Genomic DNA, 21,742 nt, shown 5'->3' on the forward strand with positions numbered 1-21,742 from the left:
CGTTGCTGAAATCGGTGTAGGAGCGGGCTTGCCCCGCGAAAAGGCCGGCACAGGTTACCGGGATAGTCCAACCCAACCCCGCTTTCGTCCAACTTTCAACGCCAGCCGCTGGCTACGCTGGCCACTCCAGCACGGAGGATTCACCCCATGACCTACCTGTTCAACCCACCGGCCATCGTCAGCCTGCCGATCCGCGGCAGCACGGCGCGCTTTCCGGTCGGCCGGGTGTTCTGCCTGGGCCGCAACTACCCCTGGCCGGCCACCTACGGCCCGGCGCCGCAGGAGCCGGTGTTCTTCATGAAACCGGCCAGCAACGTGGTCGAGGCGCACGGCGAGCTGCCGTTCCCGCCGCAAACCGATGAGTTCTGCCATGAGATCGAGCTGGTGGCGGCCATCGCCAAGGGCGGTGCCGACATTGCCCCGGAGCAGGCCCTGGCGCACGTGTTCGGCTTCGCCGCAGGCCTGGATATGACCCGCCGCGACCACCAGCGCAAGGCCAAGGCCGAAGGCCTGCCATGGGAAACAGCCAAGGTGTTCGAAGCCTCGGCGCCGATGACCGCCATTGTTCCGGCCACTGAATGCAGCTGGCCACTGGCAGGCGCACTGTGGCTGCAGGTCAATGGCCAGGAGCGCCAGCGCGCCCACCTGAACCAGCAGACCTGGGCCCTGGCCGAGGTGATCAGCCGCCTGTCCCGGCAACTGCCGCTGCGCCCCGGTGACCTCATCATGACCGGCAGCCCGCCCGGCGTTGCGCCCCTGCAACCGGGCGATGCGATTCACGCAGGCATCGACGGCATCGGCGAACTGCACCTGCGCGTCGGCCCCCGCCCTGCCGGGCAAGCAGCCAACGCAGCCTGAACCTACTGGAGCTAACCCATGACCCAAACCAAGAAAATCGCCCTGGTCACCGGTGCTGGCAGCGGCATTGGCCGCGCCGTGGCCCTCGCCCTGCTGGAAGACGGCTTCAGCCTGGTGCTCGCCGGGCGCCGCCCCGAGCCCTTGCAGGCCCTGGCCGAACAGGCCCGCGCCGCAGGCGGCGAAGCCCTGGCCGTGCCTACCGATGTGCGCGACGAACACAGCGTGGCGCAGCTGTTCGCCACCATCGAGGAGGTGCACGGCCGCCTCGATGTGATCTTCAACAACGCCGGCATCAACGCCCCTGCCGTGCCCATCGACGAGCTGGCGCTTGAACACTGGCGCAACGTCATCGCCACCAATGTCGATGGCGTGTTCCTGTGTGCCCGCGCCGCGTTCGGCCTGATGCGCCGCCAGCAACCCCAAGGCGGGCGAATCATCAACAACGGCTCGATCTCGGCCCACACCCCGCGCCCGTTCACCGGCCCCTACACCGCCAGCAAACACGCGGTGCTGGGGCTGACCAAGGCACTGGCGCTCGATGGCCGCCCCTACGGCATCGTCTGCAGCCAGGTGGACATCGGCAATGCCCTGACCGAGTTGTCCGAACGCATGACCCGTGGCGTGCGCCAGGCCAATGGCGAGATCGCTGCCGAACCGATGCTCGACGTGCGCCACGTGGCCGATGCGGTGCGCTACATCGCCGCCCTGCCGCTGAGTGCCAACGTGCTGAACATGACCGTGATGGCCAGCAACATGCCGTTCGTCGGCCGTGGCTAACCGGTTTTCAAGGAGTGAGTGATGAAACCTGAAGTTCTGCAACTGAGCCCGATCCTGATTCCGCAGATTCGCGAGCGCCTGGAGGCGCTGTTCACCGTACACCGCTATTACGAGCAGGCCGACAAGGACGCCTATGTCAGCCAGCATGGCGATAACATTCGTGGCGTGATCACCGGTGGCCATACGGGCATCAGCCAAGCGCTGATGGCGCGCTTGCCAAAGCTTGAAGTGGTGGCGGTCAATGGCGTGGGCACCGATGCGGTGGACCTGGCCTATGCCCGTGACCGTGGCATCCAGGTCACTGCCACCCTCGGCGCGCTCACCGACGATGTGGCGGACCTGGCCATCGGCCTGTTGATCGGCCTGTGCCGTGGTATCTGCACCGGGGATCGCTTCGTGCGCGCCGGGCAGTGGGCCACCAGCGCCACGCCCCTGGCGCCCCTGCCGCTGGCCCGGCAGGTGTCGGGCATGCGCGTGGGTATCGTTGGCATGGGCCGGGTTGGCCGCGCCGTGGCGCAGCGGGCGGCGGCGTTTGGCTGCCCGATTCGCTATACCGACCTGCAGGCGCAGGAGGTGCCCTATGGGTTCGAGGCGAACTTGCTGCAGTTGGCCAGGGACAGTGATGCGCTGATCCTGGCGGCGGCCGCCGACAAGGGTGAGGCGCTGGTGAACCGCGAGGTGCTGCAGGCGCTGGGGGCCGAGGGGTACCTGGTCAATATTGCCCGCGGCAAGCTGGTGGATGAGCCGGCGTTGATTGCAGCGCTGGAGGCTGGCGAAATCGCTGGGGCGGCGCTGGATGTGTTTGCCGATGAACCTCGTGCGCCTGAAGCGCTGTTCGGGCGTGAGGATGTGGTGCTGCAGCCGCACCGGGCCAGCGCCACGGTGCAAACCCGCACGCGCATGGGCGAGATGGTGGTGGCCAGCCTGGTGGATGTGTTTGCTGGGCGCAGGCCGCAGGGGTTGGTGATCTAGGTAGCCTGTGCCGGCCTCTTCGCGGGGCAAGCCCGCTCCTACAAGGACCGCGTTGTGGGAGTGGGCGTGCCCGCGAAGGGGCAGGCATGGGAGGATCAAGTTATTGCCAGTTCCACCGTTTCTCCGTTCAACCGCACCGGCCACACCCGCAACTGCTGCCCGGCGTCTTCAAGGCATTGGCCGCTGTGCAAACTGAAATGCTGTTTATACAACGGCGCCGCCACCACCAATTCGCCCTGCAGGCTGCCCAGCAACCCGCGCCCGATGATATTGGCCCCCGAGCGCGGGTCGCGATTGTCCAGTGCATACACCCCCTGCCCCGGCAGGTAGAACAACGCCACCTGCGCCCCATCCAGCCACACCACCACCCCGGAGTCGGCCACCAGGTCATCGGTGCGGCACACCGCTTGCCAGTTCGCCTGGGGGTTTACAACCGCATTGCTCAGGTTCATCACACAGCCTCCTCGATGGCGGGAATCAGGTGCAGCGGCGCCGCAGGCCGGCGCTGTTCACGCTCGCGCACGAAATGCACGTCGGGGTCGGCGCGGCGGTCGTTGACGAAGGTGCGGAAGCGCTTGAGTTTCTCGGGGTCTTTCAGGGCGTTGGCCCATTCGCATTCATACTGGTCGACCACATGCTGCATCTGCGCTTCGAGTTCGCCGGCCAGGCCCAGGCTGTCGTCGAGGATCACCTGCTTGAGGTAACCCAGGCCACCCTCAAGGCCCTCGCGCCACACCGAGGTGCGCTGCAGCTTGTCGGCGGTGCGGATGTAGAACATCAGCACGCGGTCGATCAGGCGCACCAGGGTTTCGTCGTCCAGGTCGGTGGCGAACAACTCGGCGTGGCGCGGGCGCATGCCGCCGTTGCCGCAGATGTACAGGTTCCAGCCTTTGTCGGTGGCGATCACGCCGATGTCCTTGCTCTGCGCCTCGGCGCACTCGCGGGTGCAGCCCGACACCGCGAACTTGAGCTTGTGCGGGCTGCGCAGGCCCTTGTAGCGGTCTTCCAGGCGCAGGGCCATGGCCACGCTGTCCTGCACCCCGTAACGGCACCAGGTGCTGCCCACGCACGACTTCACCGTGCGCGTCGACTTGCCATAGGCATGCCCGGTTTCGAACCCGGCCTCGATCAGTTCCCCCCAGATCAGCGGCAACTCATGCAACTGGGCGCCGAACAGGTCGATGCGCTGGCCGCCGGTGATCTTGGTGTAGAGGTCGTATTTTTTCGCCACCTGGCCAATCACGATCAGCTTGTCGGGGGTGATCTCGCCACCGGGAATGCGCGGCACCACCGAGTAGGTGCCGTTCTTCTGCATGTTGGCCATGAAGGTGTCGTTGGTGTCCTGCAGCGGCACCAGGGCGGGGTCCATGATCGGCTGGTTCCAGCACGAGGCCAGGATGTTGCCCACCGCTGGCTTGCAGATGTCGCAGCCAACGTGGCCTGTGCCATGGCGGGCGAGCAGGTCGTGGAAGGTGCGGATGCCCTCGACGCGCACCAGGCCGTAGAGCTCCTGGCGGGTGTAGGCGAAGTGTTCGCACAGGCGCTTGTCCACCGCCACCCCGCGGGCAGTGAGTTCGTGTTCGAACACCTGCTTGAGCAGCGCCGCGCAGCCGCCGCAACCGGTGGCGGCCTTGGTGCAGCTTTTCACGGCCGCAAGGTCGCCACAGCCGCTGTCGATGGCCGCACACACCGCGCCCTTGCTGACGTTGTGGCACGAGCACACGGTTGCGCTGGCGGGCAAGGCGTCGGCGCCCAGGGCCGGCGCGCCACCGCCTTGCGGCAGGATCAGCGAGGCCGGGTCGGCCGGCAGGGCGATGCCGTTCTGGGCGTATTGCAGCAGGGTGTCGTAGTAGCTGTTGTCGCCAACCAGCACGGCGCCGAGCACCTGCTTGCCGCTGGCATCCACCACCAGCCGGCGGTAGGCGTTGTTGGCCTCGTCGATGAAGCGGTAGCTGCGTGCCCCAGGAGTGGCGCCATGGGCATCGCCGATGGAGCCCACGTCCACGCCCAGCAGCTTGAGCTTGGTCGACATGTCGGCACCGGTGAAGCTGCCGGCCGCCTCGCCCATCAGCAACGCCGCCAGGTTGCGCGCCATGCTGTAGCCCGGGGCCACCAGGCCGAACACGCTGCCATTCCAGGATGCGCACTCACCGATGGCGAACACCCGCGGGTCGCTGCTGCGGCAGTGGTTGTCGATCACCACGCCGCCGCGTGCGGCGATGGCAAGGCCGCAGGCGCGGCCCAGGGCGTCCTGGGGGCGAATGCCGGCGGAAAACACGATCAGGTCGGTTTCCAGGTGCTCGCCGCCGTCGAAGTTCATGCGGTAGCGGTACACCTCGCCGTCACTGATCGACTGGGTAGCCCGCGACAGGTGCACGCCCACGCCCAGGGCTTCGATCTGCGCCTTGAGCGCGGCGCCGCCCTCGCCGTCCAGTTGCACCGGCATCAGCCGTGGGGCGAACTCCACCACATGCGCCTCAAGGCCCAGGGACTTGAGTGCATTGGCCGCCTCCAGGCCGAGCAGGCCACCCCCCACCACCACGCCACGCCGGGCGTTGGCTGCAGCGGCGCGGATGGCATCGAGGTCGTCGAGGGTGCGGTACACCAGGCGGGCGTTGCCGCTGGAGCCTTCGATCGGCGGCACGAAGGGGTAGGAACCGGTGGCGAGGATCAACTGGTCATAGCCGTAGCGGCCCTTGGCAGTCACCACTTCGCGGCGCTCGCGGTCAATGTCCAGCACGGCCTCGCCCAGGTGCAGGTGCACGCCGCTGCCTGCGTAGAAACCTTGCTCGCAGAGGGCCAGGGTTTCGGCGCAACTGCCGGCGAAATACTCGGACAGGTGCACACGGTCGTAGGCGCGCTGGCGCTCCTCGCCGAACACGTGCAGCTCGAAACGCGCCAAAGCGCCGCGCTCGACCAGTTGCTCGACGCAGTGGTGGCCGACCATGCCGTTGCCGACGATGACCAGTCGCTCTCGTTGCCCGTTCGCTGTTGCCTTCATAAGCCGATCCTCGATCAAAAAAAAAGCGCCTGGAGCCGAAGCTCCAGGCGCCTTTGCCTGTATTCATCACGGTGGGGGGCCCGGGTTGATCGCCGTTGACCAGGGGGCTTTGTTGTAGAAGAGGTTAAGCAGGGAATGTGCCAACGGGTTTTCCTTTGCTGGCCCTATCGCAGGCAAGCCTGCTCCTACAGGCGCGTGGGGCACGGTAGGAGCAGGCTTGCCTGCGATAGGGCCGGCCCCGCCCACGCACATTCAAGGTGCAGGCCTCCCCATTCTGGCGCACATCAATACACATCGCGCCGATACCGCCCGGCCTTGCTCAACGCTTCGACATAGGCATCCCCATCCACCTGCCCATGCACCGCAATCACCTCGCGCAACGCCGCGTCCACATCCTTGGCCATGCGCTGCGCATCACCACACACGTAGAAATACGCACCCGCCTCCAGCCACTGCCACACCTGCGCGCCTTGCTCCAGCATGCGCTGCTGCACATACACCTTCTCGGCCTGGTCCCGCGAGAACGCCGTGTCCAGGCGCAAGTGCCCCGCTGCCTGCCAGGCCTGCAACTGCTGCTGGTAGTAAAAGTCGGTGGCCGCGTACTGCTCGCCGAAGAACAACCAGTTGCCGCCCGCGGCCCCGCGTGCCTCGCGCTCCTGCAGAAAGGCCCGGAATGGCGCGATACCGGTGCCGGGGCCGACCATGATTACCGGCACGCTGTCGTCGTCGGGCAAGCGGAAGTGCTTCGACACCTGGGGGAAAATTGCCACTTTCAGCGACTGCGCCCGGTCCGCCAGAAACGCCGAGCACACGCCTTTGCGCGCGCCGTAGCGCACCGTCGACACCGTCAAGTGCACCTGCTGCGGGTGCACCAATGGGCTGGAACTGATCGAGTACAGCCGCGGCTGCAGGGGCTTGAGCAGGCCTAGCCAGGTGGCCAGCGGCAGTTGCTGGGGAAATGCCCGCAACACATCGACCAGCTGGCGCCCCCACAGCCACTCCTGCAACTCGCCCTTGCACGGCGGTTGCAGCAGGCGCTGCAGCGCTGGCGCCTGGGCAGCGAAGGCTTGCAACTGCTGCGGGGTGACCTTGGCGATTTCCAGATGGTGTTCGAGGGCTGTCGCCAGGGGCATGGCCGGCTGGTCCTTGAGCGTTACCGGGGCGTGGCCATCGAGCTGCATCAAGGCCAACAGCTCCTCGACCAGTGCCGGGCAGTTGCGCGGCCACACCCCCAGTGCATCGCCCGCGGCGTAGGTGAAGCCGCTGCCTGCCAGGTCGAACACCAGCTGGCGGGTTTCCTTGCTGGCACCCGGGCCGTTGAGCAGGTGATTTTCCAGCAAGGTGGCGAACCAGGGTTGCTGCTTGCTGAACACACTTGCCGCTGCCGGCTTGGCGGGTAACTCGGGCGCTGCGGCGCTGCCCAGCTCGGGCAACAGGGCTTCGAGCCAGGTGCTGAAGGCGGCGTCGAAGTCCGGCTCGCAATCGACCCTGGGCAGCAGGCGACGGCCGCCCAGCTCGGCCAGGCGCTGGTCGAGCTTGCGGCCGAACCCGCAGAACTGGCCATAGCTGGAATCGCCCAGGGCCAGCACGGCATAGGGCAACTCGGCGCAGGGCGTGCCCTGCTCGCCCTGCAGCGCCTGCCAGAAGGCCGCGCCGCTGTCTGGCGCATCGCCGTCGCCAAAGGTGCTGGCGATCAGCATCACGCTGGCAGCGCCGCGCAATTGCTGCGGGGTGACCGCCTCCATGCAGGCCAACTGCACTTGCAGCCCCGCCCCTCGCAGGTGCTCGGCACAACGCTCGGCCAGGGTTTCACCGTTGCCGGTTTGGGATGCCCACAGCACGTGGTGGCGCGGCCGTTGCTCGGCCGCTGCGGGCGCCGCCGCCGGCTGGGCGAACACCCCGGCCAGCAAGCCGTCGACGAACAGCCGCCGCTCGGCCACCAGTGGCGCACTGGCGGGCAGGCTGGGCACGCCTTCGGCCCGGGCCTGTTCCAGGCCAAGCAGAAAGCCTTGCAGGTAATGGCGTTCAGCATCGGCCAGGACTGGCGCAGGCAAGGTGTCCAGGCCCAGCAGGCGAGACAGGGTGGCGGTTGGCATGCGCGCAAGCTCCGGTGGGGCGAGGTTGAGGTCGAGGGCATCGATGCGTTCGCCGGCCACCCGTTCCAGGGCAACGGCGCAGTGCTTGAAGGCCGGCTGCAGCGACAGTGGGTCCACTGCATCGCAGGTCACGGCGTTGATTGCCAGCTGTTCACCGATCACATCGTTCCAGTGAAACGGCGCAAAGCAATTGCCTGGCATCACCCGGTCGCTGATGCGTGCAGGTAGCACGGCCTGGCCCCGCCGCGAGCGGATGGCCACCTGGTCGTTGGCGGTGATGCCCAGGCGCGCGGCATCGCCTGGGTGGATTTCGACGAAGGGGCCTGGCTCCAGCTTGTTCAGCGCCGGCACCTTGCCGGTCTTGGTCAGGGTGTGCCACTGGTGCTGCACACGGCCGGTGTTGAGCACCAGCGGGAAGTCGGCATCCGGCAGCTCTGGCGCGGGCAGCCAGGGCCGGGCGAAGAAGCGCGCCTTGCCGCTGGGGGTGGGGAATGCCAGTGCGGGGCGGTTGCCTTCGGCATCGCGCAGCAGCTGTTGGCTGGCGCCGTCGTTGATATAGCGCAGGGGGCTGCGGTCATCCTCGCGGCCAGGTGCACAAGGCCACTGGCGGGGGCGCTGGCGCAGCTCGGGGTAGCCGATGCCGCGCAGGTCGTAGCCGCTGGCGGGGTTCCAGAAACGGCGGATCTCGTTGTAGACGGCTTCGGCATCGGGGTAGTCGAAGGCCTCGGCGTAGCCCATGGCACTGGCGATGCGGGCGATCAGCTGCCAGTCCGGCAGGCTTTGGGCGGGGGCGGCGACGGCGCGCGGCATGAGCGTCAGGTTGCGCTCGCTGTTGATCATCACGCCCTCACCCTCGGCCCACAGGGCGGCGGGCAGGAGGATATCGGCGTAGCGGTTGGTTTCGGTGTCGAGGAAGGCGTCCTGGGTAATCACCAGTTCGGCCTGGCCCAAGCCTTCGATCACCTGCTGGCGGTTGGCGACGCTGGCCACCGGGTTGCTGCAGATGATCCAGCAGGCCTTCACCTCGCCGGCCTTCATGTGCTCGAACAGCGCGATGGTGCCCTCGCCGCCTTCTGCACGCAGGCTGCCGGCGGCCAGGCCCCACTGCGCCTCGACGAAGGCTCGGTCGGCGTCCACCAGCGCCGAGCGCTGGCCCGGCAGGCCAGGGCCCATGTAGCCCATCTCGCGGCCTCCCATGGCATTGGGCTGGCCGGTGAGCGAGAACGGGCCGCTGCCCGGCCGGCACAGGGCGCCGGTGGCCAGGTGCAGGTTGCAAATTGCGTTGCTGTGCCAGGTGCCGTGGACGCTCTGGTTCAGGCCCATGGTCCAGCAGCTCATCCATTGGCTGGCGCTGCCGATCCACTCGGCGGCCTTGAGCAGGTCGGCCTCGGCCAGGCCGGTGATGGCCGCCACGCGCTCGGGGGTGTAGTCGTCGAGAAACGCCGGCAGCGCGTCCCAGCCTTCGGTATGGCGGGCGATGAACTCGGGGTCGGTGTGGCCGTTGCGGTGCAGCAGGTATAGCAGGCCATTGAGCAGCGCCATGTCGCTTCCCGGGCGCACCTGCAGGAACAGGTCGGCCTTGTCGGCGGTGGCCGTGCGCCGGGGGTCGACGACGATCAGCCGGGCGCCAGCCTTGACTCGGTCGAGCAGGCGCAGGAACAGGATCGGGTGGCAGTCGGCCATGTTTGCACCGATCACCAGGAACAGGTCGGCGTGCTCGAAGTCCTGATAGCTGCCGGGCGGGCCGTCGGCGCCAAGCGAGAGCTTGTAGCCGCTGCCGGCGCTGGCCATGCACAGGCGCGAGTTGGACTCGATATGGCGGGTGCGGATAAAGCCCTTGGCCAGCTTGTTGGCCAGGTACTGGGCCTCCAGCGACATCTGCCCGGACACGTACAGGGCCACGGCGTCGGGGCCGTGCTGGTCGATGATGCCGCGCAGGCGCGCGGCGGCCTCGGCGATGGCCTGGTCAAGGCTGCTGCGCACCGGTTGCTGGCTGCGCTGCTGGCGCAGGTAGGCGTGTTCCATGCGCCCGGGGGCGGTCAGCGGCACGTGGGCGGTCAGGCCCTTGGTGCACAGGCGGCCGAAATTGCTCGGGTGCTGCTTGTCGCCGCTGATCTTGGCCACCTTGCCGTCCTGGATGCTCATGACGATGCCGCAACCAACGCCGCAGTAGGGGCAGACGCTGCGCACTTCGTGGGTGGTCATGGGCGGTTCCCCTTATTCAGGCATGCAAAAAGGCGCCGGCTGCTCCGGCTTGCTGGGTAAGCAAGCCGGGCAACACGGCGCCTTTGTCGTGGGTGGTGGGCTGTCGACGTTGATAGCCCTGGTTGGGTGGAGGACAGCAATTAATGGGCCAGCTGTGCCGGCCTCTTCGCGGGGCAAGCCCGCTCCTACAGCCCTGTAGGAGCGGGCTTGCCCCGCGAAGAGGCCAGCACAAGCAATGCACCATAGGGTGGCAAGCCGGCAATCCATGGCGCTATGCTGGAGCGAATTCCCGCACGAGCGACGCCCCCACCCCCATGTCCCAAGTGATTCTCAAGACCCCCGCCCAACTCGACCTGATGCGCCACGCCGGCCAGTTGCTGGCCCGGGTGTTCGCCGACCTCGACACCTTCATCCGCCCCGGCGTCACCACGATGCAGATCAACGACCGCGCCGAGGCGTTCATCGTCAACACCCTCAAGGCGCGCCCGGCGAGCAAGGGCCAATATGGCTTTCCCTACGCCCTGAATACCTCGGTGGACCACGTGGTGTGCCACGGCATGCCCAAGGCCGACGAAGTGCTCAAGGAGGGGTCGATCATCAACGTCGACATCACCCTGGAGCAAGGCGGCTACATTGCCGACTCGTCGAAGATGTACAGCCTCGGCATCATCGACGACGAGGCCCGGCGCCTGGTGGAAACCACCTACGACGCGCTGTGGAAAGGCATTGGCGAAGTCCGCCCAGGGGCCACGCTGGGCGATATCGGCCATGCCATCCAGGCCCATGCCGAAGCCGCCGGCTACAGCGTGGTGCGCGAATATTGCGGCCATGGCATTGGCCAGCAAATGCACGAAGGGCCCGAGGTGCTGCACTACGGCGTGCGCGGCATGGGCATGAAGCTCAAGCCTGGGATGGTGTTCACCATCGAGCCGATGCTCAACCAAGGCGGGCGTGGCACACGCACATTGAAAGATGGCTGGACGGTGATTACCCGTGACCACTGCCTGTCGGCGCAGTGGGAGCATACGGTGGCGGTGACTGAGGATGGGGTCGAGGTGCTGACCTTGCGGGAAGAGGAACGCGGCAGCTAAAGCCGCAAACAAAAAAAGCGACCCTAAGGTCGCTTTCTTTGTGGCTTCCGGGTATTCAGTGGGCCCTGGAAGCGGAATATGGCGCAGCGGACGGGACTCGAACCCGCGACCCCCGGCGTGACAGGCCGGTATTCTAACCGACTGAACTACCGCTGCGCTATTCAACGAGTGGTGGGTGATGACGGGATCGAACCGCCGACCCTCTGCTTGTAAGGCAGATGCTCTCCCGGCTGAGCTAATCACCCATTCGTCTCGGTGAGGCGCGCATTCTACGGAGCAGGTTAATGTTTGGCAAGCCCCTGATGCAGATTTTTTTCAATGGGTTGGAGTTGGGGGGTTGGCGCCGCTATTGCGGCGCTTCGCGAGCTGCGCTCGCTCCTACCAAGGCCTACGCAAAGGCCATGATCGTTCTGGTAGGAGCGAGCAAAGCTCGCGATGCGGTTTCAGGCCGTAACGCACTGCCGCGCCAAACGACGGGCACAAAAAAAGCGACCCTAAGGTCGCTTTCTTTGTTACTTCCGGGTGTTCAGTGGGCCCTGGAAGTGGAATATGGCGCAGCGGACGGGACTCGAACCCGCGACCCCCGGCGTGACAGGCCGGTATTCTAACCGACTGAACTACCGCTGCGCTATACATCGAGTGGTGGGTGATGACGGGATCGAACCGCCGACCCTCTGCTTGTAAGGCAGATGCTCTCCCGGCTGAGCTAATCACCCTTCGTCTCGGTGTGGCGCGCATTCTACGGAGGGGCTGGCACCCTGGCAAGCACTTTTTCAAATTTTTTTAAAAAAAATTCCAGGCCTTTCAAAGACCTAGCGCAACCCGTGGTTTTCTTTCCTTCTATAAGGCTGCTGGCCCTCTGACAGGGTTGGCCTGAGGGCACTGCTCGGAGAATAATGCCCGCCTTATGCATTAAGGAGAGATTCCCCCCCATGTGGTTCAAGAACCTGCTGTCCTACCGCCTGACCCAGGAAGTACCGTTCGAGGCTGAAGCGCTGGAAGCCGCACTGGCCAGCAAGCCGGCCCGCCCCTGCGCCAGCCAGGAGCTGACCACCTACGGCTTCATCGCGCCGTTCGGCAAGGGCGAAGACGCTCCCCTGGTGCACGTCAGCGGCGAGTTCCTGCTGATTGCCGCGCGCAAGGAAGAACGCATCCTGCCCAGCAGCGTGGTCAACGATGCAGTGAAGGAAAAGGTCGAAGAGATCGAGACCGAGCAAATGCGCAAGGTCTACAAGAAAGAGCGCGACCAGATCAAGGACGAGATCATCCAGGCCTTCCTGCCACGTGCGTTCATTCGCCGCTCGATGATCTTCGCCGCCATCGCCCCGCGCCTGGGCATGATCCTGGTCAACTCGGCCAGCGCCAAGCGCGCCGAAGACCTGCTGTCGACCCTGCGCGAAGTGATGGGCTCGCTGCCGGTGCGCCCGGCCACGGTCAAAATTGCCCCAACCGCGACCATGACCGACTGGGTGAAGTCGCAACAGGCGGCCGAAGGCTTCTATGTTCTGGACGAATGCGAGCTGCGCGACACCGCCGAAGACGGTGGCATCGTGCGCTGCAAGCGCCAGGACCTGACCAGCGAGGAAATCCAGCTGCACCTGAGCACCGGCAAGGTGGTCACCCAGCTGGCCCTGGCCTGGCAGGACAAGCTGTCGTTCGTGCTCGATGACAAGATGGTGATCAAGCGCCTGAAGTTCGAGGAACTGCTGCAGGAGCAGGCCGAACAGGACGGTGGCGACGAGGCTGCGCAGCAGTTCGATGCCAGCTTCCAGCTGATGATGATGACCTTTGCCGAATTCCTGCCGGTGCTGTTCGAGGCGCTGGGTGGCGAAGAGATTCCGCAAGGGGTCTGATTCGGTGTGAAATGCCGGGGCTGGCCTGCTGTTGTGTGGTTGCCAGCGCCGGCCCTTTCGCGGGGCAAGCCCGCTCCTACAGGTGCATGACAACCTGTGTAGGAGCGGGCTTGTCCCGCGAAAGGGCCAGTGAAATTCATATAGCTATAAATAGAAAAGGACTTGCCCCATGCGTGCCCTCGCCGCCCTAAGCCGCTTCGTCGGCAACACCTTCGCCCTGTGGGTACTGGTGTTCGCCGTGCTGGCCTTCCTGCAACCCCAGTGGTTCATCGCCCTGAAGGTGGCCATCGTGCCGCTGCTGGGCCTGGTGATGTTCGGCATGGGGCTGACGCTCAAGCTCGACGACTTCGCCGCCCTGGCCCGCCAGCCCTGGCGTGTGGCCCTGGGGGTGGTGGCGCACTTCGTGATCATGCCGGGCATGGCCTGGCTGTTGTGCCAGTTGTTCCACCTGCCGGCGGAAATTGCCGTGGGCGTGATCCTGGTGGGCTGCTGCCCGAGCGGTACCGCGTCGAACGTGATGGTGTGGCTGTCCAAAGGCGACCTGGCGCTGGCCGTGGCGATTGCTGCAGTCACCACCCTGCTCGCCCCGCTGCTGACCCCGGCGCTGATCTGGTTCCTCGCTTCGGCCTGGTTGCCGGTGTCCTTCATGGACATGTTCTGGTCGATTCTGCAACTAGTGATGCTGCCCATCGTGCTCGGTGTGCTGGCCCAGCGGCTGCTGGGGGCGCGGGTGCAGGTGGCGGTGCAGGTATTGCCGCTGGTGTCGGTGGTGAGCATCGTGATGATCGTCTGCGCGGTGGTGGCGGCCAGCCAGGCCAAGATTGCCGAATCCGGGCTGTTGATCATGGCGGTGGTGGTGCTGCACAACAGCTTTGGTTTCCTGCTGGGTTACCTCACCGGCAAGTGCTGCAAGCTGCCGCTGGCCCAGCGCAAGTCGCTGGCGCTGGAGGTGGGCATGCAGAATTCGGGGCTGGGGGCGGCACTGGCGGCGGCGCATTTCTCGCCGCTGGCGGCGGTGCCGAGTGCGTTGTTCAGCGTTTGGCACAATATTTCCGGGGCGCTGCTGTCGACCTGGTTCCGGCGGATGGAAGCGCCTGCGGGTGAGGCTGAACAGGTTGAACCGGTCAGGCATTGAGGGTTGCTGTGCCGGCCTCTTCGCGGGGCAAGCCCGCTCCTACAGGGGCAGCATGAGGCTGGCAAGCTTGCCCGGAAGGCTGTAGGTGTGCACCATGGTGGCCACGGTGAGGACGGCCTCACGACGCGCCGCGTGACCACCCCGGGGACGGCCCCATCATCAAGCACGATGGAGACGCACCATGTCCTGGATCATCCTGTTCTTCGCCGGCCTGTTCGAGGTCGGCTGGGCGGTCGGCCTGAAATACACCGACGGCTTCAGCAAACCCCTGCCCACCGCCCTCACCGTGGCCGCCATGGCCATCAGCCTGGGCCTGCTGGGCCTGGCCATGAAAGAGCTGCCGCTGGGCACCGCCTATGCCATCTGGACCGGCGTGGGTGCGGTCGGCACGGTGATCGCCGGCATCATCCTGTTCGGCGAGTCCATGGCGCTGGTACGGCTGGTTAGCGTGGCGCTGATCGTCACCGGCCTGATCGGCCTGAAAGTCAGCGCCAGCTGAGCCCTGCCCTAGCGCAGGCTGCCGCGCAAACGGCTGACCTGCTCGCGCAACGCCTCAGGCTGCGCCGCCTCCACCGGGATGGCGGCGCCAGCCACCACGGTTACCCGCGACCACAGGCGCTTGAAAAAGCCCTTGGCCGGGTCGCGGCTGAAGAAGCTCCCCCACAAGCCCTGCAACGCCAACGGAATCACCGGCACCGGGGTTTCTTCGAGGATGCGGCTCACACCGCCCTTGAACACATCGATCTCGCCGTCGCCGGTCAGCTTGCCTTCCGGGAAGATGCACACCAGCTCACCGTCCGCCAGGTACGCGGCAATGCGGGCAAAGGCGCGTTCGTAGATGGCCGGGTCTTCGTTGCGCCCGGCAATCGGGATGGCGCCGGCTGTGCGAAACACGAAGTTGAGCACCGGCAGGTTGTAGATCTTGTAGTACATGACGAAGCGGATCGGCCGGCGGATGGCCCCGCCCAGCAGCAGCGCATCGACGAACGACACATGGTTGCACACCAGTAGCGCTGCGCCCTCGTCGGGGATGCGCTCCAGGTCGCGGTGCTCCACGCGGTACATCGAGTGGCTGAGCAGCCAGATCAAGAAGCGCATGGTGAACTCGGGCACAATCTTGAAGATATAGGCATTGACCAGGATGTTGAGCAGCGACACCACCAGGAACAGCTGTGGAATGCTCAGCTTGGCCACGCTCAACAACACGATGGTGATGATGGCCGACACCACCATGAACAGCGCATTGAGGATGTTGTTGGCGGCAATCACCCGGGCCCGCTCGTGCTCGGCGGTGCGCGCCTGGATCAGCGCATACAGCGGCACGATGTAGAACCCACCAAACACGCCCAGGCCAACGATCGACAGCAGCACCCACCAGGCCTGGTGCATGCCCAGCAGCGCCAGCCAGTCATGCGGCGCGGCGGCCACCGGCACATCGCCGGAATGCCACCACCAGAGCAGGCCGAACAAGGTAAGGCCGAACGAGCCGAACGGCACCAGGCCGATTTCCACCTTGCGCCCGCTCAAGCGCTCGCACAGCAGCGAGCCCAGGGCGATACCCACCGAGAACAGGGTCAATACCAGGGTGACCACGGTTTCATCGCCGTGCAACCAGTCCTTGGCGTAGGTCGGGATCTGCGTCAGGTAGATGGCGCCGGCGAACCAGAACCACGAGTTGCCGACGATCGACCGCGACACGGCCGGGGTCTGCCCCAGGCCCATGCGCAGGATCACCCACGACTGCTTGAAGATGTTCCAGTCCAGCGCCATGTGCGGCGACGCCGCTGCCGCACGCGGAATCCAGCGGCTGGCCAGGTAGCCCAGCACCGCGGTGCCCACCACGCCACCTGCTACCACCGTGGCGTAGTTGTCGGTAGCCATCATAACGCCGGCGCCAATGGTGCCGACCAGAATGGCAAGGAAGGTGCCCATTTCCACCAGGCCGTTGCCCCCTACCAATTCCTCTTCACGCAGGGCCTGGGGCAGGATCGAATACTTCACCGGGCCAAACAGCGCCGAGTGGGTGCCCATGCCGAACAGCGCCAGCAGCATCAGCGCCAGGTGGTTGGTGGCGAAGCCGAGGGCGCCAACCGCCATGATGCCGATTTCGGCCACCTTGATCGCACGGATCAGCGCGTCCTTGGCGAACTTTTCGCCAAACTGCCCACCCAGCGCCGAAAACAGGAAGAACGGCAGGATGAACAGCAGCGCGCACAGGTTGACCCAGATCGAACGGTCGCCATCGCCCAGGCTGAGCTTGAACAAAATGGCCAGGATCAGCGACTGCTTGAACAGGTTGTCGTTGAAGGCACCCAGCAACTGGGTGATGAAGAACGGCAGGAAACGCCGCTTGCCGAGCAAGGTGAATTGCGAGGGGTGACTCATCGTCCTTGTTCCTGAGGGGCTTTTGTCATTAGAGCGACGCAGGCGGCGCCGAGCCACAAATCTGCCTGCGAAAGCCGCCCCCTGGCAAGCCGTTCGGAACTGGGTCACAACTTGATAGCACAGTGACATTAATTTTACCGCCAGGGCTGTTCAGATTTTGTTACACATGCCGATAATTCATATAGATGACTATATCTGACAGAAGGAACAGACCTCAGGTCTCCTCCAAACGCATAAGAAAAGGAGCTCGGCAGTAATGTTTACCTGGTTCGGCGACCTCAAGATCGCCCACAAACTCTTCCTCGGTTTCGGCCTGGTGCTGTGCCTCACCCTGATCCAGTCGCTGATCGGCTGGGACGGGCTGGGCAGCCTGGTGCGGCGCAGCGAGGTGGTCAGCAATGTGTCGCGCCTGAACGACGCCCTCGGCGACTTGCGCGAAGCACGCCTGCGCCATGCCATGGCCAATGGCGCAGACAACGAAACCCAGGCCCTGCAAAGCGCCCTGCAGGCGTTCCAGGCGCCCCTGGCGACCCTGCGCGGTTCGCTGGTCAAGCCCCAGAGCCTGGCCTTGGTTGGCCAGGCCGAGCAGAGCCTGCAGGCCTTTGCCAACAACCAGGCGCTGAGCTTGCAGTCGTACCAGAACATGCGTGCGGCGCAGAAGGAAATGGGCGTGCTGGCCACCCAGTCGTTCGCCAGCATCGACAACATCCGCAAGCAGGTGCGCGCCCTGCCCGATGCCGAGCAGCGCTTCGTGCGCATCGAGGCGATCAACCAGATCCGCGAAAACCTGATTCTGCTGCGCTACCACGTGCGCGGCTACACCGGTAACACCAACGCCGAAACCGAAAAGCTGATGAACACGCAGATCGCCACCACGGTGAACGACCTGCCAGGCCTGGTGGCCAGGTTCAACGGCAGCTCCGCCGACGCCTTCACCCAGTTGCAGCAGCAGGTGCGGGCCTATGCCAGCGCGGTGGAGGCCTTCCGTGGCGAAGTCAGCAAGCTGGTGGATTACCGCAGCGCCATGGCCCGGGACATCGACACCCTCAATGGCCTGATCGGCCAACTGCTCGATGCCCAGGCGGTGTTGGTGGTCAACGACAGCCAGTTCGCCAAGAACCTGCAGATTGCTACCACCCTGCTCGCCTTGTTGATCGGCAGCCTCGCCGCCGTGCTGATCGCACGCCAGGTTAGCGGCCCGCTGCAACAGGCCCTGCGGGCCATGGAACGGGTGGCTGGGGGCGACCTCGGCGAACAACCGAGCAGCCGCCGCCGCGATGAAGTCGGCCAGTTGCAGAACGCCCTGCAAGGCATGACCGGCAACCTGCGCGAGCTGATCGCCCAGGTGCGCGACGGCATTTCGCAGATCGCCAGCGCCACCGAGGAGCTGTCGGCGATCACCGAGCAAACCAGCGCCGGGGCCAACAACCAGAAGGTGGAAACCGACCAGGTGGCCACTGCCATGCAGGAAATGGCCGCCACCGTGCATGAAGTGGCGCGCAATGCTGGCGAAGCCTCCCAGGCGGCCAGTGCCACCGACGAAGAAGCCCGCGAAGGCGACAGCGTGGTCAACCGCGCGGTCACCCAGATCAGCCGCCTGGCCAGCCAGGTGGATGCCACCGGCGAAGCCATGGATGCCCTGCGCAGCGAAAGCCAGCGCATCGGCAAGGTAATGGATGTGATCAAGGCGGTGGCCGAGCAAACCAACCTGCTGGCGCTCAACGCCGCCATCGAAGCCGCCCGGGCCGGCGAGGCGGGCCGTGGTTTTGCCGTGGTGGCCGATGAAGTGCGCAGCCTGGCACAGCGCACCCAGGCCTCGACCCTGGAGATCGAGTCGGCAATCGGCAGCCTGGAAGAAGGCACCCGCTCGGTGAGCGAGCTGATGGAGCAGAGCCAGAGCCTGACCCAGAGCAGCGTGGCGCTGGTGCGTGAGGCGGGCGTGGCGCTGGAGGGGATTACCCAGCGGGTGTCGGGAATTCAGCTGATGAACCAGCAGATTGCCGCGGCGTCGGAGCAGCAGAGCGCGGTGGCCGAGGAGATCAGCCGCAGCGTGGTGACGGTGCGGGATATTTCCGAACAGACTGCAGAGGCCAGCCAGCAGACCTCGGCGTCCAGCGTGGAACTGGCGCGGTTGGGTGGGCAGTTGCAGCAGATGATCAGCCGGTTCCGGTTCTGATAGAAGGCAGCGGGGGGCATCTGGTAGGAGCGAGCGCAGCTCGCGATGGGCTGCAAGGCAGCCCCGGCATCATGAGCTGCAAAAGTGAACAGCCGGGGCCGCTGCGCGCCCCAATCGCGAGCTACGCTCGCTCCTACCCGGTCAGCGTAACCCTGTAGGCCTCGTCATTCGAAACCGAACAAAGCCTGGGCGGTGTTCACCAGCAATGCCTGGCGCAATTCGGCCGAGCAGCCCAGCGCTTCGAACTGCTCGACCACCGAGGCAAAGCTCACCTGCGCCTCATGCTGGGTGTGCGGCCAGTCACTGCCCCACATCAGCCGCTCGGCGCCATAGTGCGCCTCCAGCGCCCCCAGCGCCTGGCGGGCGAACGCCAGGTTCTGCGCAGGCGTACCTTCCAACCGGTAGATGCCCGACACCTTCACCCATACCCTGCCCTTGCCGCCCAACGTCAGCAGCTCGGCAAAGCCCGGCTGCCCCAGCCCCAGGCGCGCATCAGGCCGGCCAAAATGATCGACCACGATGTCCAGCCCGTAGGGCTCCAGTGCCTGCACCAGCGCCGGAATGTCCGCCACATGGCGGTGCAGTTCCAGGTGCCAACCCTGTTCGCCAATACGCTCGAACAGCGGCCGCCACTCGGCGCCGGTGAGGTCGGGCAGCGCCTGCCCCATCAGGTTCAGGCGCACGCCGCGCACGCCCAGGCGGGCCATTTCCTCCAAGGTGGCAGGCTCGACGTCGCGGTCGAGCATGACCACTCCGCGCAGCTGCCCTGGCACCGTCTGCAGGGCGCTCAGCAGGTAGCGGTTGTCCGTGCCGAGGAAACTGGGCTGAACCAGCACGCCATGGCTGAAACCATGGGCCAGCAGCTGGCCCAGGTAGTCGCCCAACGGCGCATCGTAACTGGGCGCATAACGCCGCCCGCTGGCCAGGTTCAGCCCACGGCTGAACACGTGGGCATGGCTGTCGATGGCGGTCAGGTGTGGAGCGGAAACGTCGGGCATGGTTCTCATACGGACAAGGTCAGGTTACTTGGCGACTGCGCCAGCCATGTGCGGCGCAGGGGTGGACTCAAGGTTGCGGCCACGGGTTTCCGGCAGGCACAGGGCGGCGACCATGGCCACGCCATAGGCGATGCCGGCGTCGATGCCGATGGCACTGCCCAGCGACATGCTTTCGCTCATGTGGCCAACCAGGAACGGGAACACCGCCGACAGCACGCGGCCGAAGTTGTAGCAGAAGCCTACCCCGGCACCGCGCACGTCGGCCGGGTACAGTTCGTTGAAGAACGAACCCAGGCTGGCCGGAATACCGGCGGCGAAGAAGCCCAGCGGGAAGCCGAGGAACAGCATCTGGGTGTTGGTCAGCGGGAAGAACACATACGCCTGTACGGTCAGCACGCAGCACAGGGCGAACAGCAGGATGTTCTTGCGCCGGCCAATGCGGTCGATCAGCAGGCCACTGGCCACGCAACCGCACCAGAAGGCGAAGATGATCACCGCCAGGTAGCCACCGGAGTTCAGCACCGACAGGTTGCGCTCGGTCTTGAGGAAGGTCGGCAGCCAAGTCATCACCGCGTGGTAGCCACCGTGGGCACCCAGGCCCAGCAAGCCGCCCAGAAGGGTCACGCGCAGCAGTTCGGGGCGGAAGATACCGGCCATGGAGCTGAAGAAGCTGCCGGGGATGGCCTTGTCTTTCTGCAGGCGCTGGAAGCTGTCGGGCTCCGGCACGTTACGGCGCACCCAGATGATCAGCAGCGACGGCAGCAGGCCGACGAAGAACATCACGCGCCAGGCGTACTCGGCCGGCACCAGCGAATAGATCAGGGTGAACAGGCCCACGGCCAGGCCCCAACCCACCGCCCAGGCGCTTTGCACGGTGCCCATGACCTTGCCGCGGTATTTCGGGTTGATGGTTTCGGCCATCAGCACCGCGCCGGCGGCCCACTCGCCACCGATGCCGAAGCCCTGCATGGCCTTGACGAACAGCAGTGGGTAGAAGCCGGTGACGAACGCGGAAAGGAAGGTGAAGAAGGAGAACCAGAGGATCATCCACTGCAGGGTGCGCACGCGCCCGTAGCGGTCCGACAGGGTGCCGCCGAGCCAGCCACCGATGGCCGAGGTGACCAGGGTCAGGCCACTGATCAGGCCGGCATCGGCCTTGGTCAGGGAGAACGCGGCGATCAGTGCGGGGATGGCCAGGCCGAACATCTGCACTTCCAGCGCATCGAGCGACCAGCCCCCGAAACAGGCCCAGAACGTCTTGCGCTCCCGTGAGGTGATCTGGCGGTACCAGCTGAACATGGTTGTTATCCTTCTAGTCGTGTGTGTTACGGCCGGGCGCGCCGAAGCTCTTGGCACGCTGGCGACCGGGCAGGCGAAGCCACTGCGCCGTGGCAGAACGGCGCAGACGGGTAAAAGGGTGAAGCGGCCGGCTATGAACTCAGCGAATGTCGACGCGGTAGCGGAAGTGCTGCGCGTGGCCGCGCGAGCGGCGCCATTCCAGAGGTTTGCCGGCGTAGTCGCGGGCCAGGCGCTCGATCACCACCACCGGGCTGTTGGCCGGCAGTTGCAACAGGCGCCCGTGCACCGCATCGACCGCTTCGGCGGTCAGGGTCTCTTCGGCGGAGGCGACGACCTGGCCGCACAGCTCCTCGTAGATCGGGTACAGCAACGGGCCCTTGTCGTGCAGGGCGACGTCCAGCAGTGGCTGGAAGGTCTGGCGCGGCAGCCAGATTTCTTCGGCCAGCACCGGCTGGGCGCCCAGCAGACGGGTACGCACGATACGAATCACTTCAGCCTCGGCCGCCAGGCCCAGGGCCTCGGCCACCGCTGACGGGGCAGGCACCGGCTCGATGGAGAGGATGCGGCTTTGCGGCATCACCCGTTCGCCGTTGACGGTTTCGAAACGGAAGAAGCGGAACAGCGAAGACTGGAACTGCGGGCGGCGAATGAAGGTGCCGCGGCCCTGCTGGCGTTCCAGCACGCCTTCGGCGACCAGGACGTCGACAGCCTTGCGCACGGTGCCCACAGACATGTCGAACTCGCTGGCCAAGGCGGCTTCGGTCGGAATCGCTTCGCCCGGGCGCCAGCGGTTGTTGGCGATCTGCTCGACCAAGTGGTCGCGCAGTTGTTGGTAGCGGGGTAGTCGAGCATCACCGGAGAGTAGGTGCATGGGTCGGCTCTCGTCTTGTTATATA

At 65.7% G+C, this 21,742-nt stretch carries 13 protein-coding genes, 4 tRNA genes and 1 pseudogene; 8 read left to right on the top strand and 10 right to left on the bottom strand.

Annotated features, from left to right (window positions below):
- Positions 1–147: 147 nt before the first annotated feature.
- From F3J44_RS24555 to F3J44_RS24565, 3 genes are read left to right on the top strand one after another with little or no spacing between them, the layout of a single operon-like run.
- Complete coding sequence (locus F3J44_RS24555) at positions 148–858, top strand: fumarylacetoacetate hydrolase family protein (protein WP_167276876.1); 711 nt, start codon at positions 148–150, stop codon at positions 856–858.
- Between the two features lie 18 nt (positions 859–876).
- Complete coding sequence (locus tag F3J44_RS24560) at positions 877–1,635, top strand: SDR family oxidoreductase (protein WP_167068017.1); 759 nt, start codon at positions 877–879, stop codon at positions 1,633–1,635.
- Positions 1,636–1,656: 21 nt separating this feature from the next.
- Positions 1,657–2,607, top strand: coding sequence for a 2-hydroxyacid dehydrogenase (locus F3J44_RS24565; RefSeq protein WP_167276878.1), 951 nt, complete (start codon positions 1,657–1,659; stop codon positions 2,605–2,607).
- A 95-nt stretch (positions 2,608–2,702) separates the two neighbouring features.
- On the opposite strand, the pseudogene nirB reads toward F3J44_RS24565, so the two are convergent.
- Positions 2,703–5,653, bottom strand: a pseudogene (nirB, locus tag F3J44_RS24575) (nitrite reductase large subunit NirB); the annotation flags it as partial.
- 239 nt (positions 5,654–5,892) lie between these two features.
- On the bottom strand, positions 5,893–9,909 hold the full coding sequence (locus F3J44_RS24580; RefSeq protein ID WP_167276886.1) for a bifunctional nitrate reductase/sulfite reductase flavoprotein subunit alpha: 4,017 nt from the start codon (positions 9,907–9,909) through the stop codon (positions 5,893–5,895).
- A gap of 314 nt (positions 9,910–10,223) precedes the next feature.
- Here F3J44_RS24580 and map point away from each other — a divergent pair, with 314 nt between their 5' ends.
- Positions 10,224–11,000, top strand: coding sequence for a type I methionyl aminopeptidase (gene map / locus F3J44_RS24585; protein WP_205300165.1), 777 nt, complete (start codon positions 10,224–10,226; stop codon positions 10,998–11,000).
- Positions 11,001–11,079: 79 nt separating this feature from the next.
- On the opposite strand, the gene F3J44_RS24590 is transcribed toward map, so the two are convergent.
- The 4 genes from F3J44_RS24590 to F3J44_RS24605 form a co-directional block, all read right to left on the bottom strand.
- Positions 11,080–11,156: transfer RNA gene (locus F3J44_RS24590), tRNA-Asp, on the bottom strand.
- A 13-nt stretch (positions 11,157–11,169) separates the two neighbouring features.
- A tRNA-Val gene (locus F3J44_RS24595) sits at positions 11,170–11,245 on the bottom strand.
- Between the two features lie 305 nt (positions 11,246–11,550).
- Positions 11,551–11,627: transfer RNA gene (locus tag F3J44_RS24600), tRNA-Asp, on the bottom strand.
- Between the two features lie 13 nt (positions 11,628–11,640).
- Positions 11,641–11,716, bottom strand: a tRNA-Val gene (locus F3J44_RS24605).
- 216 nt (positions 11,717–11,932) lie between these two features.
- Here F3J44_RS24605 and rdgC point away from each other — a divergent pair.
- The 3 genes from rdgC to sugE all read left to right on the top strand — a co-directional run bounded on the left by rdgC (position 11,933) and on the right by sugE (position 14,487).
- Entirely contained in the window at positions 11,933–12,853 is a 921-nt protein-coding gene (gene rdgC / locus F3J44_RS24610) for a recombination-associated protein RdgC (RefSeq protein WP_167068032.1), read from the top strand.
- Positions 12,854–13,022: 169 nt separating this feature from the next.
- Complete coding sequence (locus F3J44_RS24615) at positions 13,023–13,988, top strand: bile acid:sodium symporter family protein (protein ID WP_167276889.1); 966 nt, start codon at positions 13,023–13,025, stop codon at positions 13,986–13,988.
- A 181-nt stretch (positions 13,989–14,169) separates the two neighbouring features.
- The gene (gene sugE, locus F3J44_RS24620) at positions 14,170–14,487 is read left to right on the top strand and encodes a quaternary ammonium compound efflux SMR transporter SugE (RefSeq protein WP_167068038.1); all 318 of its coding nucleotides are present in this window, start codon (positions 14,170–14,172) and stop codon (positions 14,485–14,487) included.
- A gap of 8 nt (positions 14,488–14,495) precedes the next feature.
- Here sugE and F3J44_RS24625 read toward each other — a convergent pair whose 3' ends face one another.
- On the bottom strand, positions 14,496–16,373 hold the full coding sequence (locus tag F3J44_RS24625; protein WP_167276891.1) for a 1-acyl-sn-glycerol-3-phosphate acyltransferase: 1,878 nt from the start codon (positions 16,371–16,373) through the stop codon (positions 14,496–14,498).
- A gap of 256 nt (positions 16,374–16,629) precedes the next feature.
- Between F3J44_RS24625 and F3J44_RS24630 the strand changes: the two genes are divergently transcribed.
- Positions 16,630–18,549, top strand: coding sequence for a methyl-accepting chemotaxis protein (locus F3J44_RS24630; RefSeq protein WP_167276894.1), 1,920 nt, complete (start codon positions 16,630–16,632; stop codon positions 18,547–18,549).
- Between the two features lie 164 nt (positions 18,550–18,713).
- On the opposite strand, the gene F3J44_RS24635 is transcribed toward F3J44_RS24630, so the two are convergent.
- From F3J44_RS24635 to F3J44_RS24645, 3 genes are all read right to left on the bottom strand, one after another.
- The gene (locus F3J44_RS24635) at positions 18,714–19,547 is read right to left on the bottom strand and encodes an amidohydrolase (RefSeq protein ID WP_167276896.1); all 834 of its coding nucleotides are present in this window, start codon (positions 19,545–19,547) and stop codon (positions 18,714–18,716) included.
- Between the two features lie 24 nt (positions 19,548–19,571).
- On the bottom strand, positions 19,572–20,846 hold the full coding sequence (locus F3J44_RS24640) for an MFS transporter (protein WP_167068050.1): 1,275 nt from the start codon (positions 20,844–20,846) through the stop codon (positions 19,572–19,574).
- 139 nt (positions 20,847–20,985) lie between these two features.
- Positions 20,986–21,717, bottom strand: coding sequence for a GntR family transcriptional regulator (locus F3J44_RS24645; RefSeq protein ID WP_167068053.1), 732 nt, complete (start codon positions 21,715–21,717; stop codon positions 20,986–20,988).
- Between the last annotated feature and the right edge of the window lie 25 nt (positions 21,718–21,742).

Source organism: Pantoea sp. Tr-811, from assembly GCF_011752535.1.
GTDB lineage: Bacteria > Pseudomonadota > Gammaproteobacteria > Pseudomonadales > Pseudomonadaceae > Aquipseudomonas.

Bases quoted from the DNA above. Each gene is read 5' to 3' on its own strand.
- F3J44_RS24555 (WP_167276876.1), top strand. From the start codon at position 148: ATGACCTACCTGTTCAACCCACCGGCCATCGTCAGCCTGCCGATCCGC.
- F3J44_RS24560 (WP_167068017.1), top strand. From the start codon at position 877: ATGACCCAAACCAAGAAAATCGCCCTGGTCACCGGTGCTGGCAGCGGC.
- F3J44_RS24565 (WP_167276878.1), top strand. From the start codon at position 1,657: ATGAAACCTGAAGTTCTGCAACTGAGCCCGATCCTGATTCCGCAGATT.
- F3J44_RS24580 (WP_167276886.1), bottom strand. From the start codon at position 9,909: ATGACCACCCACGAAGTGCGCAGCGTCTGCCCCTACTGCGGCGTTGGT.
- map (WP_205300165.1), top strand. From the start codon at position 10,224: ATGTCCCAAGTGATTCTCAAGACCCCCGCCCAACTCGACCTGATGCGC.
- rdgC (WP_167068032.1), top strand. From the start codon at position 11,933: ATGTGGTTCAAGAACCTGCTGTCCTACCGCCTGACCCAGGAAGTACCG.
- F3J44_RS24615 (WP_167276889.1), top strand. From the start codon at position 13,023: ATGCGTGCCCTCGCCGCCCTAAGCCGCTTCGTCGGCAACACCTTCGCC.
- sugE (WP_167068038.1), top strand. From the start codon at position 14,170: ATGTCCTGGATCATCCTGTTCTTCGCCGGCCTGTTCGAGGTCGGCTGG.
- F3J44_RS24625 (WP_167276891.1), bottom strand. From the start codon at position 16,373: ATGAGTCACCCCTCGCAATTCACCTTGCTCGGCAAGCGGCGTTTCCTG.
- F3J44_RS24630 (WP_167276894.1), top strand. From the start codon at position 16,630: ATGTTTACCTGGTTCGGCGACCTCAAGATCGCCCACAAACTCTTCCTC.
- F3J44_RS24635 (WP_167276896.1), bottom strand. From the start codon at position 19,547: ATGCCCGACGTTTCCGCTCCACACCTGACCGCCATCGACAGCCATGCC.
- F3J44_RS24640 (WP_167068050.1), bottom strand. From the start codon at position 20,846: ATGTTCAGCTGGTACCGCCAGATCACCTCACGGGAGCGCAAGACGTTC.
- F3J44_RS24645 (WP_167068053.1), bottom strand. From the start codon at position 21,717: ATGCACCTACTCTCCGGTGATGCTCGACTACCCCGCTACCAACAACTG.